At 65.0% G+C, this 12,123-nt stretch carries 11 protein-coding genes; 7 read left to right on the top strand and 4 right to left on the bottom strand.

The features are described from left to right. Positions 1 to 93: 93 nt before the first annotated feature. Genes WI560_RS23970 through WI560_RS23960 form a run of 3 tightly spaced genes read left to right on the top strand, consistent with a single transcriptional unit; the run spans position 94 to position 3,567 of the window. Positions 94 to 1,221 carry a mandelate racemase/muconate lactonizing enzyme family protein gene (locus tag WI560_RS23970; RefSeq protein ID WP_375305142.1) on the top strand — a complete coding sequence of 376 codons (1,128 nt, stop codon included), beginning with the start codon at positions 94 to 96 and terminating at the stop codon, positions 1,219 to 1,221. Continuing rightward, entirely contained in the window at positions 1,221 to 2,816 is a 1,596-nt protein-coding gene (locus WI560_RS23965; RefSeq protein ID WP_375305141.1) for a GMC family oxidoreductase, read from the top strand. The genes WI560_RS23970 and WI560_RS23965 overlap by 1 nt, the downstream gene beginning before the upstream one ends. A 28-nt stretch (positions 2,817 to 2,844) precedes the next feature. Further along, positions 2,845 to 3,567, top strand: a complete 723-nt coding sequence (locus WI560_RS23960) for a GntR family transcriptional regulator (protein WP_257175853.1) — start codon at positions 2,845 to 2,847, stop codon at positions 3,565 to 3,567. 48 nt (positions 3,568 to 3,615) lie between these two features. Here the strand turns inward: WI560_RS23960 and WI560_RS23955 are convergent, their stop codons facing one another. Both WI560_RS23955 and WI560_RS23950 read right to left on the bottom strand, forming a co-directional pair. Then, positions 3,616 to 4,149 carry a flavin reductase family protein gene (locus tag WI560_RS23955; protein ID WP_375305140.1) on the bottom strand — a complete coding sequence of 178 codons (534 nt, stop codon included), beginning with the start codon at positions 4,147 to 4,149 and terminating at the stop codon, positions 3,616 to 3,618. A gap of 50 nt (positions 4,150 to 4,199) precedes the next feature. Then, positions 4,200 to 5,291, bottom strand: coding sequence for an LLM class flavin-dependent oxidoreductase (locus WI560_RS23950; protein WP_375305139.1), 1,092 nt, complete (start codon positions 5,289 to 5,291; stop codon positions 4,200 to 4,202). 126 nt (positions 5,292 to 5,417) lie between these two features. On the opposite strand from WI560_RS23950, the gene WI560_RS23945 reads away from it, so the two are divergent. After that, the gene (locus WI560_RS23945) at positions 5,418 to 6,332 is read left to right on the top strand and encodes a LysR family transcriptional regulator (protein WP_375305138.1); all 915 of its coding nucleotides are present in this window, start codon (positions 5,418 to 5,420) and stop codon (positions 6,330 to 6,332) included. Here the strand turns inward: WI560_RS23945 and WI560_RS23940 are convergent. After that, entirely contained in the window at positions 6,316 to 7,233 is a 918-nt protein-coding gene (locus tag WI560_RS23940; RefSeq protein ID WP_375305137.1) for an SMP-30/gluconolactonase/LRE family protein, read from the bottom strand. The two genes, WI560_RS23945 and WI560_RS23940, sit on opposite strands and share 17 nt — an antisense overlap. Positions 7,234 to 7,331: 98 nt before the next feature. On the opposite strand from WI560_RS23940, the gene WI560_RS23935 reads away from it, so the two are divergent. Further along, complete coding sequence (locus WI560_RS23935; protein ID WP_375305136.1) at positions 7,332 to 8,006, top strand: TetR/AcrR family transcriptional regulator; 675 nt, start codon at positions 7,332 to 7,334, stop codon at positions 8,004 to 8,006. A gap of 27 nt (positions 8,007 to 8,033) precedes the next feature. Here the strand turns inward: WI560_RS23935 and WI560_RS23930 are convergent, their stop codons facing one another. Then, positions 8,034 to 9,014: a tripartite tricarboxylate transporter substrate binding protein gene (locus WI560_RS23930; RefSeq protein WP_375305135.1), complete on the bottom strand. Its 981-nt coding sequence runs from the start codon at positions 9,012 to 9,014 to the stop codon at positions 8,034 to 8,036. A gap of 188 nt (positions 9,015 to 9,202) precedes the next feature. Here WI560_RS23930 and WI560_RS23925 point away from each other — a divergent pair, with 188 nt between their 5' ends. Both WI560_RS23925 and WI560_RS23920 read left to right on the top strand, forming a co-directional pair. Beyond that, complete coding sequence (locus tag WI560_RS23925; protein ID WP_375305134.1) at positions 9,203 to 9,973, top strand: enoyl-CoA hydratase/isomerase family protein; 771 nt, start codon at positions 9,203 to 9,205, stop codon at positions 9,971 to 9,973. A gap of 2 nt (positions 9,974 to 9,975) precedes the next feature. Further along, positions 9,976 to 12,108, top strand: a complete 2,133-nt coding sequence (locus WI560_RS23920; RefSeq protein ID WP_375305133.1) for an acetate--CoA ligase family protein — start codon at positions 9,976 to 9,978, stop codon at positions 12,106 to 12,108. The last annotated feature ends 15 nt before the right edge of the window (positions 12,109 to 12,123 follow it).

The raw sequence follows: 12,123 nt of genomic DNA, 5'->3' as shown, positions 1-12,123 counted from the left end.
CCAGATTGCGATTGATGTTTTCGGAAGTCATATTATAAATAGGATGACCATACAAGTGGTGCCTTTGATCGGAGGCGTCGCAGGCTTTCCCGCATGACTTCCCCGCCTTTCACCATCCGAAGCGTCCAGGCCTTTGGCTATCGCTACCCGCTGACCACGCCGGTCATCACGTCCTTCGGGCGGATGGCGGATCGGCCTGCTGTCTTCGTCCGCGTTGAAGACACCGACGGAAACATCGGCTGGGGCGAAGTGTGGTGCAATTTTCCTGCACCCGGTGCCGAGCATCGTGTCCGGCTCGTCAACGAGGTGCTTGCGCCGGCTTTGATCGGATTCAATGCGCCCGAGCCGTCTGCCGCGTTCGAGCGCCTGACACAGGGAACCTCGGTGCTGGCGCTGCAGTCCGGAGAGGCCGGCCCGTTTGCGCAGTCGATCGCCGGCATCGATCTCGCGGTCTGGGACCTCTACGCGCGGCGCCGGAATGTTGCGTTGTGGAGGCTGCTCGGCGGCGCGAAGCGCAAGATCAAGGTCTACGCCAGTGGCATCAATCCGGTCGGGTCCGAGCGGACGGCTGAAGCGGCCCTTGGCCGCGGATACCGCGCGTTGAAGCTGAAGATCGGCTTCGATCCGGCAACTGACCGCGCCAATCTCGGCGCGCTGCGCCGTCTCGTCGGCGAAGGCCTGCTTGCTGCCGACGTGAACCAGGGCTGGACCATTGCGCAGGCACTGGAACTTGCGCCTCCGCTCGAGCGCTTCGGTCTTGCCTGGCTCGAGGAGCCGATCCGTGCTGACCGTCCGCGGCAAGAATGGCAACAGCTGCACGAGGCCATTCGCTTTCCGCTCGCAGCCGGCGAGAACATTGCGAGCCACGCCGGCTTTGCCGAAGTGCTGCGTGAGCCGATTCTCCGGGTCGTCCAGCCCGACATCGCCAAATGGGGTGGGGTGTCTGCCTGCACAAGCATTGCCCGCGACATCCTGGCGTCGGGAAAGATGTTCTGTCCGCACTATCTTGGCGCCGGCATCGGTCTTCTGGCATCCGCGCATCTCCTCGCCGGCATCGGCGGCGACGGGCTGCTCGAGGTCGACTGCAACGAAAACCCGCTGCGCGATCGCTTCAGCGGTCCGGTGCTCGATGTCCGCGACGGCATGATCGAGCTCGGTGACGAGGCGGGTCTTGGCATCACGCCCGATCTGGCTTCCATCGCGCAATACCGGACAATCTGATGCAAGCTCGCGGCTACGACTACATCATCGTCGGCGCGGGCTCGGCCGGCTGTGTCGTTGCGAACCGGTTGTCGGCCGATCCATCCTGCCGCGTTCTGTTGCTGGAGGCCGGCGGACCGGACCGGAATTTCTGGCTGAAACTTCCGGTCGGCTACTACCGGACCATCTACAACGAGCGATTCTCGCGCCTGTTCAGGACCGAGCCCTCGGAAGGGAGCGGCGGCCGCGCCATTGTCTGGCCGCGCGGCCGTGTGCTCGGCGGCTCCTCGTCGATCAACGGCCTGATCTTCATCCGGGGCCAGCACGAGGACTTTGACGATTGGGAACGCCTCGGTGCGGACGGCTGGAGCTATCGCGAGCTCCTGCCGTATTTTCGGCGTTACGAACGCTATCGCGGCGGCGAGAGCCAGTTTCACGGCGGCCTCGGCGAGTTCGAGGTCTCCGACCTTCGCAACGACAATCCGGCATCGAAGGCCTGGGTCGAGGCGGGTGTAGAGTTCGGTTTGCCGCGCAATCCCGACTTCAACGGCGCCACGACGCTGGGCGTCGGCACCTATCAGCTGGGCATCGGCCGGCACTGGCGGACCAGCTCCGCCTCTGCGTTTCTGCGCCCCATCGCCGGCCGTCCCAATCTCACCATCATCACCCATGCGCAGGTCAGCAGGGTCGTTTTCAACGGTCGCGTCGCGACCGGCGTCGAGTGGATCAGCAAGGGGCAAGTCCACAGTGCGATGGCTGATCGTGAGATCATCCTGTCCGGCGGCGCATTGCAGTCGCCGCAAATCCTCCAGCTTTCGGGCATCGGTCCGGCGGAGCTGCTGCGCAAGCTCGGCATTCCCGTAATTGCCGATTCTCCTGAGGTCGGCGCCAATCTCCAGGACCATTATCAGGCCCGGCTGATCGTCCGTTTGAAGGAGCGAATTTCGCTCAACGATCAGATCCGCAATCCCGTCGCGCTGGCGAAGATGGGGCTGCAGTGGATGCTGGCAGGCAGCGGCCCGTTGACGGTCGGCGCGGGGCAGGTGGGCGGCGCGGCCTGCACGGAATACGCGGTTGGCGGAAGGCCGGATGTGCAGTTCAACGTGATGCCGCTCTCGGTCGACAAGCCCGGCGAGCCCCTGCACAGCTATTCCGGCTTCACCGCCTCGGTCTGGCAGTGCCATGGCAAGTCGCGCGGACAGCTTGCGATCAGCTCGATTGACCCGTTCGAGCAGCCGCGCATCGTGCCGAATTATTTCGCCGAGGAGATCGATCGCAAGACCATCGTTGCGGGTCTGAAGATTCTGCGCGAGATTTATCGGCAGAAAGCCTTTCGCCCGCTCTGGGATGTCGAGATGGTGCCGGGCGAAGCGGCAAGGGATGATGCCGGGCTGTGGGATTTTGCGCGCAACACGGGCGGCACGGTGTTTCACTGCGTCGGGACCTGCCGCATGGGGCGGGACGCGCAGGCCGTGCTCGACCCGCAGCTGCGGGTGCGCGGCGTCGAGCGCCTGCGCGTGATCGACGCCTCCGTGATGCCGCAGATCACCTCGGCCAACACGAATGCGACCAGCCTGATGATCGGCGAACGGGGCGCCGCGCTGGTCATGGCTTGATCGCGCGGCCTGAATTTCGGAGGGCGAGATGGAATTGAGTTCCGATAGTCACGTCCCCAAATACGCGCAGATCGCCGACATCTTCCGGCAGCGGATCGCACGCGGCGTCTGGACCCAAGGTTTTCGGCTGCCGGCCAACGAGGAGCTGGCCGCCGAATTCGGTGTGTCGCGCGTCACGATCAGGCAGGCGGTGGAGCTGCTCGCCCGCGACGGCGTGATCGAGGCACAGCAAGGCCGCGGCACCTTCGTCACGGGGACCGTGCGGCAGGATCGCTGGCTCAAGGTCGAGACCACGCTGTCCGATCTCGCAGACATGTACCGCGACACCTCGCCCGAGATCATCAACATCTCGGAAAGCCGCAGCAATGCCCCACTGCTTCCCGGGGACGGCAAGCCGGCGGAGAAATACGTCTTCATGCGCCGGCTGCATTCGCGGCAGAAGCAGCCTTACTGCGTCATCTCCATCTATCTCGACGAGAAGATCTTCCGCAGGTCGCCGAAGCGTTTTCGCAACGAGACCGTGATCCCGATCCTCAACGATCTCAGGGATCCCGCCATCGCCAGCGCGCGCCAGACCCTGACGATCGGCACCGCGGATATCGAGGCGGCGCGGCTGCTGCGCGTGCCGCTGAATTCGCCGGTGGCCGAAGTCCGCCGCATCTTCACGACCGCGGACCGTACCGTGATCTATCTCGGCGAAGTCACCTATCGCGGCGACTTCGTTCGGATCGACATGGATCTGCGGCCCTAAAGCGCGATGCGATGAGGAAGAGCCGAGGATCGCGCTCTGAAGGTCTGGTCAAGACGTCCTACTCGCAGTGCTCGAGAGGCAATCGGGTTCGCCAGGCGGCAACGCGCGCAGCGCTCCCTGATGATTGACCAGGGGATCGCCGCTCCCGCCGCGGATCGCAACGATCCTGCCGATGAAAATACTGTGCGTGCCGACCAATTGGTGATGATGCAGCACGCACTCCAGGGCGCCGATCGCCGGTTCGAGCAGCGGCACATCGAGCACGCCTTGCTTCCAAGGCGCCGTCGCGAAGCGCTCGACGCCCTTGACGCCGCCGGCAAAGCGAAGCGCCAGATCCTCCTGACCCCGGCCGAGCAGGCTGACCCCGAAGCGGCCATTGGCGAGGATCTCGCCATGCGTTTCGGAACTCGAATGGACACCGACGAGCAGGCAGGGCGGCTCCATGCAGAGCGAGGTGACGGAGCTTACCGTCAGCCCGCGCCGCGCGGTCTTGCGTCCCGTCGCCACGATCGCCACGCCACTCGCGAGATTGCGCATGGCGAGGCGAAATTCCGCGGCTTCGACGGAGCGGAAATCGGTCATTCGAGCCGTCTGACATCCCATGACGTAGCTCCCTGCGCGTGGACGCTGCGCTACGCCGAAACCGCTTCGCCCGCGATCTTGCCGCGTCGGGCCGTCGCGGATTTCAGCTCCTTCCGGATCGCGGGAATGATCCTGCTGCCCCACAGCTCGATCTGGCGCAGCATGGTGCGCTGGTCGAAATCGCCGAGCTGGGTCTGGAGCGCGATGTGGCTCGGCTTGAGAATGCTGATTTCTTCCAGCATGCGGTCGATCACCTGGTTGACGCTGCCGACGGGCAGGTTGCTGCGCATCGTCTCCAGGCTCATGTCGTTCGGTCCGGCCTCTTCCTTGATCAGGTAGCCGTCGTCGCTCTGGGCGCGGCGGAACTTGAGGCTTTCGGAGAGCCGGCGCTGGAAGCGCGCATTGTCCAGATACGACTGGATCTCGCTGTCATTGTCGCTGGCATAGGCGCAGCGCAGGAAGCCGAAGCGCGTGTCGCCGATGGAGCGGCCTTCCTTCGCAGCGATCCCTTCGAGGCGTTCGCGCAGGGCCTTGATGGCGTCGAGGCCGTTCAGGAGCGCCGTGACGAACAGATTGTGGTTGTCGCGAATGGCGCGGCCGAGGGTCTCACCGTGGCCGGAAGTGACCCAGACCGGCGGCATCGGCTTCTGCACCGTGCGCACAGCGATGGCCGTCGGCGGCATCTTCAGGTGCTCGCCGGAATAGGAGAAGATCTGCTGCCGCATGCCGGCATGAAGCACGTCGTAGAACTCGGCGAACAGCGCGTGCGAATGGTCGAGGTCCACACCGAAGCGCTCGAACTCGAACTTCTGGTAGCCCGAGCCGATGCCGAGATCGAGACGGCCGTTCGAGACCGTGTCGGCAAAGCCGATTTCGCCGAGCAGCCGCGCCGGATGGTATAGCGGCAGCACGCAGACGGCCGAGCCGAGACGGATGCGCTTGGTCAGGCCGGCGCAGTGAGCGACCATCATCAGCGGCGAAGGGCACAGGCTGTAATTGTTGAAATGGTGCTCGGCATACCAGGCCGTATCGAACCCGGCCTGCTCGGCGGCAATCGTCTGCTCGACGGCGTTGTTGATGACCTGCTGCGAGGTCTGATGATAGCCGCGCTGTTGCGCCAGAATGAATACGCCGAATTCCATCGGTTGTTTCCTCCACCAGATTATCTCGTCGCTCCTGCGACGCGTTTTCATAAGGCTAGGGCCTTGAGTTTTTTCGAACAATTGGCGTAATTTGAGCATGTCCTTTGCAAAATCTGAAAAGATCGAATGAACCGCCTCCAGGCCATGGAATTGTTCGTCAGCGCCGTCCGCGAGGGCAGCTTTTCGGCGGCCGGACGCCGCGCCGGACTCTCTCCGGCATCGGTGTCGCGCTACATCGGCGAGCTCGAGGCGCAGCTCGGCGTGCAGCTCCTGAACCGCAGCACGCGTCATCTGGGATTGACCGATGCCGGCAAGATTTTCTTCCAGCGGACCGAGCAGGTGCTGCACGGCATCGAGGACGCGGAGGCCGCCGCGCTTTCGCTCCAGACTGCGCCGCGCGGGACGCTACGGGTGCACTCGCGGACGCTGTTCGGCATCAAGGTGCTGTCGCCGCTGATGCCTGGCTTTCAGAAGCTCTATCCGGAGCTCAAGGTGGAGCTGCGCCTGTCCGAGCGGCACGCCCAGCTCCGCGAGGACGAGTTCGACGTCGATTTCCAGATTCAGGCGCCGAAGGATTCCGGCCTGATGCAGCGGCGGCTGCTGCGGAGCGAGCGTATTCTCGTGGCCTCGCCCGACTATGTCGGCCGGATGCCGCGACTGCGCGAGCCGGACGACATCGCCCCGCACAACTGCCTGACCTATTGGATGGGACCGGATGACGTCGTCTGGAAATTCATGCGTAGGAACAGGCTGCGCGAGATCGTCGTGCCCTCCTCCCTCAGCAGCAACAACGGCGTGGTACTGTGCGACCTTGCCGTCAATGGTCACGGCATCGCCCTGCTGGACGATTACACCGTGGCGGACGAGCTGAAGAGCGGGCGCCTGATACGCCTGCTGCCGGGCTTTCGGGTGACGAACTCCACCTTCGACGAAGGCATCTACGCGACATTCCTCCAGAGCAGCTATCTGCCGGAGAAGATCAGGGTCTTCCTCGACTACATGGCCGAGAACGTGCCGAAGCAGATCAGGCAACGGGCGTAGCGATCGTCGGCTCCGGCGGGCCCGAGGCGAATCTGTGCGCCGGCAGGCCGTGAACGCCGAGGCCTTCGACCGCGAACAGGCCGCCGGCATCGGGGTGATCGTCGCGGAGAGCGTGACTGCGCGAGATCGATGTCACGTAGAGAACGTCGAGATCGGGTCCGCCGAAGCAGACACTGGTGGGATGGCGGACCGGCATGTCGATGGTCCTGACGACCGATCCGTCGGGCGCGAACCGCGCTATCCTGCCGATGCGCACGAGGACGGACCAGAGATGGCCTTCCGCATCGACCGTCGCTCCGTCGGTGCCGGATTGCAGCGCCGTGGTGTCGACGAACACGCGCTTGTTCAGGAGCGGACCGTCCGGGCGGTAATCGTAGGCCCAGATGATCCGCCTCGCGCTGTCCGCGAGGTAGAACGTCCGGTGATCAGGACTGAAGCACGGGCCGTTGCTCACGGCGAGATCCGTCTCCAGCAGTTCCAATCCGCCTGACGCATCCAGCCGGTAGAGACCGCCGACCGGCGCCTCATCCGGCGCGCGGTCGCCGTGCATCGTGCCTGCCACGAAACGTCCCTGCGGATCGGCCTTGCCGTCGTTCAGCCGCAGCTTGGGATGATCGAGCCCGATCGAGGGACCTTGCGTCAGCGCCTGCGTATCGAAATCGTAAGCCGCAAAGCTCTCGCGCAGGGCGAGGACCGCGCCGCCGTCCTTGCGCAGGGCCAGAGAGCCGATCGGTGCGGGCACACTGAACCGCCGGGCCGCGCCGGTAACGGGATCGACCGTATGGATCGTGCCGGCCAGCGCATCAATCCAGCAGAGGCGCTGGCGATAATCGTCCCAGACCGGGCTCTCGCCGAGCCGATCCTTCGTCGTGCCGATGCGCCTGATCCGGACTGCGCTCACGGCTGCGTGCATCCTCCTCGCCGGGCTTGACCGATCGGTCGGTGAAAAACTAGTTTCATTCCAAGGGCTCTCGGGCCGACGAGCGGATTGCGGAGCGCATGTCGGAACTGTCGACGATGAAAGACGGCGTTGCGAACCAGGCCGAAGCCTCGGATCGCGTGCTTCAGATCCTCGCCGAGGCCGCGCGGCTGTTCGCCAGCAAGGGATTTGAGGGCACGTCGATGCGGGACATCGCGCTCGCCTGCGGCATCTCCAAGTCGCTGCTCTATCATCATTTCTCCAACAAGGACGAGATCTACGCGCGCGTCGCGGTTGGTTCGACGCTCGAACTGTACTTGTTCGTGCGCGACCGGATTCCCGACGGGCCGCCGTCGCAGAAGATCCGTGCCTTCATGGTCGCAACGGCCGAATACTTCCGCCGCTACCGTTGGGCCTGGATCGCCTCGACGACGGCGTTCTGGAACGATCCGGACCGTCACAGGCAAAAGGAGCGGCTGACGCGCCGCGACCGTTTCGAGAATTTTCTCCGCGGCCTGATCCAGGAAGCCATCGATGCCGGTGAGATCCGCAAGGTCGATGTTCCCATGACCGGCCGGCTGATCCTGTCCTCGCTCAACTGGATGCATCGCTGGTACAATCCCAACAAGTCCGCAACCCCCGAGCAGATCGCGGAGGTCTTCTTCGACATGCTGTTCAATGGCTTGCGCAGCGGCGAGTTGATCGAGCTTCCCCGAACAGAGCCGCCGCGGGTCGGCCGGCGGAAAACCCGCTGACCGGCCGGCCAGCCCGTACGCCGCGCCTCATTCCAGAACGATGTTTTTCGACTTGATCACCGGTCCCCAGTGCGCCGCGTCCTTGGCCAGCTGCGCATCGAGCCGCTCCGGAGCGCCGGTATCGACGATCAGGCCGTCGATATCGAGCTGTTTTGCGATCTCGGGCTTCTGCATCGCAGCGTTCGCCGCCGCGTTCAGTCGCATGATGGCATCGCGCGGCGTGCCCGCGGGCGCGTGCAGCGCGGTCCAGAACGATGCCGTCAGGTCGGGATAGCCGGATTCCGCCAGGGTCGGTATTTCGGGGAGGTTCGGCATGCGCTTTTCCGAGGAGACTGCGAGCATGCGAAGCTGGCCACCGCGCAAGTGCTCGATGACGGCGGCGGGCGTTGCGAAATTGAGATCGCATTGCCCCGACAGCGTTTCCATCAGGGATGCCGGATTGTTGCGATAGGCAACGTCGGTGAGGTCAAATCCCATCGACTTGCCCATCATGATGCCGAACAGGTGCGAGACGCTGCCGGGACCGAGCGTGGCGTAGAACAGCGGCTTGTCGCGGCTCTTGGCATAGGCGACGAAGCTCTTCACGTCGGTGGCAGGGGTCTTCGCGTTCACGGTCAACGACAGCGGCCCGTTGCAGAGCATGGCGACGGACGCGAAGTCCTCGAGCTTGTAAGGCAAGTTCTTGCGCAGCAGCACGTTCAGCGAGATCGGGCCGGTGCCGCCGGCCAGCAGGACGGTGCCGTCCTTCGCAGCGCGCGCCACATATTGCGCGCCGACGATGCCGTTGGCGCCCGGCTTGTTGTCGACCAGGACGGGCTGATCGAGCGCCTCGGACATTGCCTTGGCGATCGTGCGCATCAGGCCGTCGATCGAGCCGCCCGGCGCATAGGGCACGATGATGAAGACCGTCTGCGACGAGCGCGCGCTCACGATTGCGGGCCGGGCGAGCGGGGCGGCGAGAGCGCCGGCGATCAGACTTGTCACCCGGCGTCGGCTGATCCTTTGCATGCGGTTCCTCCTCGAGTTTCGCTTCTTTGATTGCGCGGAAATCTATCGGCTGACCGATCGGTCGGTCAAGAGGACTTCGGCAGGATATTGCAAGTCGCTGCGATTGGTGTTATCGGCACACGAAACTGACCGATCGGTCAGGCCATCAACAAACGCCAGCAAGACGCAGCGAAGCTCAGGAGGAAATCATGTCAGGAGATATCGTCACCCTCGAAGTGTCCGACCACATCGCCATGGTGACGCTGAACCGTCCTCCGGTGAACGCGCTCAATCGTGCGATGCGCGACCGCATCGTCGCCGTGTTCGACGAGATCTCGGAGCGCGCCGATGTCCGCGTCGCAATCCTCACCGGCAACGGCAAGGTGTTCTGCAGCGGCGCCGATCTGAAGGATCGTCCGGACCCGGCCAAGATCGGCGCGTTTCATGATCACAACCGCATCACCCGCGAGACCGGCAACTGCATCCGCGAATGCTCCAAGCCGGTCATCGCGGCGATCAACGGCGTCGCGCTCGGCGCCGGCGTCGGCCTGATGGCGTCCTGTGACATCTTCTACGCCTCGGAAGAGGCTGTATTCGGCATGCCCGAGATCAATGTCGGGCTGGCGGGCGGGGCGGCAATGCTCAACACGCTGTTTGGCCGCTCGCTGATGCGCCGCATGTTCTTCACGGGTTACCGGGTGCCGGCGGCCGAACTCTATCGCCTCGGCATCATCGAGGCCTGCACCAGCAGCGCAGATCTCATTCCCGAAGCGATGAAGGTCGCGCGCGAGATCGCAGCGAAGAGCCCGATCGCGATGGAATACGCCAAAAACGCGGCCAACATGGTCGAGCTGATGCCGCCGCGCGACGCCTATCGCTTCGAGCAGAACATCACGATGGCGCTGTCCAAGACCGAGGACGCCAAGGAAGCGCGTATGGCGTTCCTGGAGAAGCGCGCGCCGGTGTTCAAGGGTCGCTGATCGTGCGGCCGGGAGAGGGGCTCGACGCGCTGATGCTGCCGCGCTCGATCGCGATCATCGGCGCATCGCAGGATGCGACCAAGATTGGCGGCCGGCCGGTCGACCTGCTGCGCCGCTACGGCTATGCAGGCAAGATCTACCCGGTCAATCCGAAGGCGGAGCTGGTGCAGGGGCTGCAGGCCTATGCGTCGGTGGCGGCGCTGCCCGAGGCGCCGGATCTTGCGATCGTCGCCGTCGATGCGGAGCGCGCGCCCGAAGCGATCGAGCAATGCGCCGAGCGTGGCGTACGCAGCGTCGTCGTCTTTTCGTCCGGCTTTGCCGAGCTGGGGGAGCAGGGCCGCGCGGCGCAGGATCGGTTGCGTATGACCGCGCGCCGCACCGGCATGCGGTTGCTCGGGCCGAATTGCCTCGGCGCGGTCAGCATTCCCGAAAGCGCGATCGCCACCTTCTCGATCGTGCTCGAGCACAGCATGCCGAAGGCGGGCTCGCTCGGCATCGTGTCGCAAAGCGGCAATCTCGGCAGCTACACCATGCGGATGGCGAGCGATCGCGGCGCCCGCATCAGCCGTTTCATGACCACCGGCAACGAGTGCGACATCGACATTGCCGATGGCATCGCCTGGCTGGCCCGCGATGCGGCCACCAAGGTCATCCTGTGCTGCTTCGAAGCCTGCCGCGATGCCGGTCGGCTGATTGCTGCACTGACCGAGGCGCGCGATGCCGGAAAGCCGGTCATCGCGCTGAAGGTCGGGACATCGGAGGCAGGGCAGGCCGCGGCCGCGTCCCATACCGGTGCGATGGCCGGTTCGGATGCCGTCTTCGATGCGCTGCTCGCGCGTTGCGGCGCCGTGCGTGTGCGCAGCATCGTGGAGCTGATCGATCTCGGCCATGCGGCGTCCATCCTGTTGCCGGATCGTCTCCCGAAGGGGCCGCGTCTTGCGGTCGTCACGGCCTCAGGCGGCTTTGGCGTCCTGCTCGCCGACGCGGCGCAGGCGGTCGGGCTGACCTTGCCGGAGCTGAGCGAAGCGACGCAGAAGGCCATCCTCGAGCTCGTGCCGTTCGCCTCGGCACGCAATCCGGTCGACGCCACCGCACAGATGTCGAGCCGCCCCGATATGCTGCAGAAGATTCTGTCGGCGGTCGTGGCCGACGATCGCTCCGACGTCATCGTGCTGCCGCTGCCGTTCTCGCTGCACATGCCGCGATTGCGCACGGTCTACATGGATACTTTGCGCAACATCCGGGTGCAGTATCCCGACCGCCCCGTCATTCTCTGCGTGGAGGGTCCGCCGGATGCGCTCGCGGAGCTGCATGCCATGGGCTATCCGACTATCCCGAGCTTTGACGGCTGCTGCGCCATCGTCGCGGCGCTGGCGCGTTTGCACGCCTTGGCGACGGCGCCGAAGCAGGCGAGCCAGCCTGCCGTCGCCAAGGCCGCGCCGCTTGCCGCCGATGCCTTCCGTCATGAACTCGGCGCCAAACGCGCGCTTGCGCAGGCCGGCATCCCCGTTCTTGCCGAGCGCCTCGTGTCGGACGCCGATGCAGCGGCACGGGCGGCGCGCGAGATCGGTTTTCCGGTGGTGCTCAAGATCGCCTCGCCTGACCTGCCGCACAAGACGGAGGTCGGCGGCGTCGCCGTCAATCTGCGCTCCGAAGCCGAGCTGCGGCAGGCCCATGCCCAGATGCTGGCGCGTGTCTCCGACAAGTCGCCGCATGCTGCGATCGATGGCGTCATCGTGGCTCCGATGGCGCAAGGCTTGTCCGAGCTAATCCTCGGCAGCCGGATCGATCCAGTGTTCGGGCCGGTGGTGATGGTCGGCCTCGGCGGCATCTTCGCCGAGATCGTCCAGGACACGGCGGTGCAGCTGGCGCCTGTGAGCGAGACACAGGCGATGGCGATGCTGAGATCGCTGAAGGCATTCGCGGTGCTCAACGGCGCGCGCGGGCGGCGGCCTGCTGACATCGAGGCCGCGGCGCGCGCGATTGCCGCGCTGTCGCGGTTTGCCGTCGCGCATGCGGATACGGTTGCAGAGATCGACATCAACCCGCTGCTGCTGAAGGCGGACGGCGAGGGCGCTGTCGCGCTCGATGCGCTGCTGATTCCGCGCTCCGGCGCAGCAGCACAACATCGCTAAGACATCGACCACTAG

The organism is Bradyrhizobium sp. A11, from assembly GCF_042077125.1.
GTDB lineage: Bacteria > Pseudomonadota > Alphaproteobacteria > Rhizobiales > Xanthobacteraceae > Bradyrhizobium > Bradyrhizobium japonicum_B.
Note: the sequence above shows the minus strand (reverse complement) of the source record. Positions and strands in the feature narration are given on the sequence as shown.

What these genes read in the sequence shown, in the direction of transcription:
- WI560_RS23960 (WP_257175853.1), top strand. Translation starts at nt 2,845, where the DNA reads ATGGAATTGAGTTCCGATAGTCACGTCCCCAAATACGCGCAGATCGCC.
- WI560_RS23950 (WP_375305139.1), bottom strand. Translation starts at nt 5,291, where the DNA reads ATGGAATTCGGCGTATTCATTCTGGCGCAACAGCGCGGCTATCATCAG.
- WI560_RS23965 (WP_375305141.1), top strand. Translation starts at nt 1,221, where the DNA reads ATGCAAGCTCGCGGCTACGACTACATCATCGTCGGCGCGGGCTCGGCC.
- WI560_RS23955 (WP_375305140.1), bottom strand. Translation starts at nt 4,149, where the DNA reads ATGACCGATTTCCGCTCCGTCGAAGCCGCGGAATTTCGCCTCGCCATG.
- WI560_RS23935 (WP_375305136.1), top strand. Translation starts at nt 7,332, where the DNA reads ATGTCGGAACTGTCGACGATGAAAGACGGCGTTGCGAACCAGGCCGAA.
- WI560_RS23930 (WP_375305135.1), bottom strand. Translation starts at nt 9,014, where the DNA reads ATGCAAAGGATCAGCCGACGCCGGGTGACAAGTCTGATCGCCGGCGCT.
- WI560_RS23970 (WP_375305142.1), top strand. Translation starts at nt 94, where the DNA reads ATGACTTCCCCGCCTTTCACCATCCGAAGCGTCCAGGCCTTTGGCTAT.
- WI560_RS23945 (WP_375305138.1), top strand. Translation starts at nt 5,418, where the DNA reads ATGAACCGCCTCCAGGCCATGGAATTGTTCGTCAGCGCCGTCCGCGAG.
- WI560_RS23925 (WP_375305134.1), top strand. Translation starts at nt 9,203, where the DNA reads ATGTCAGGAGATATCGTCACCCTCGAAGTGTCCGACCACATCGCCATG.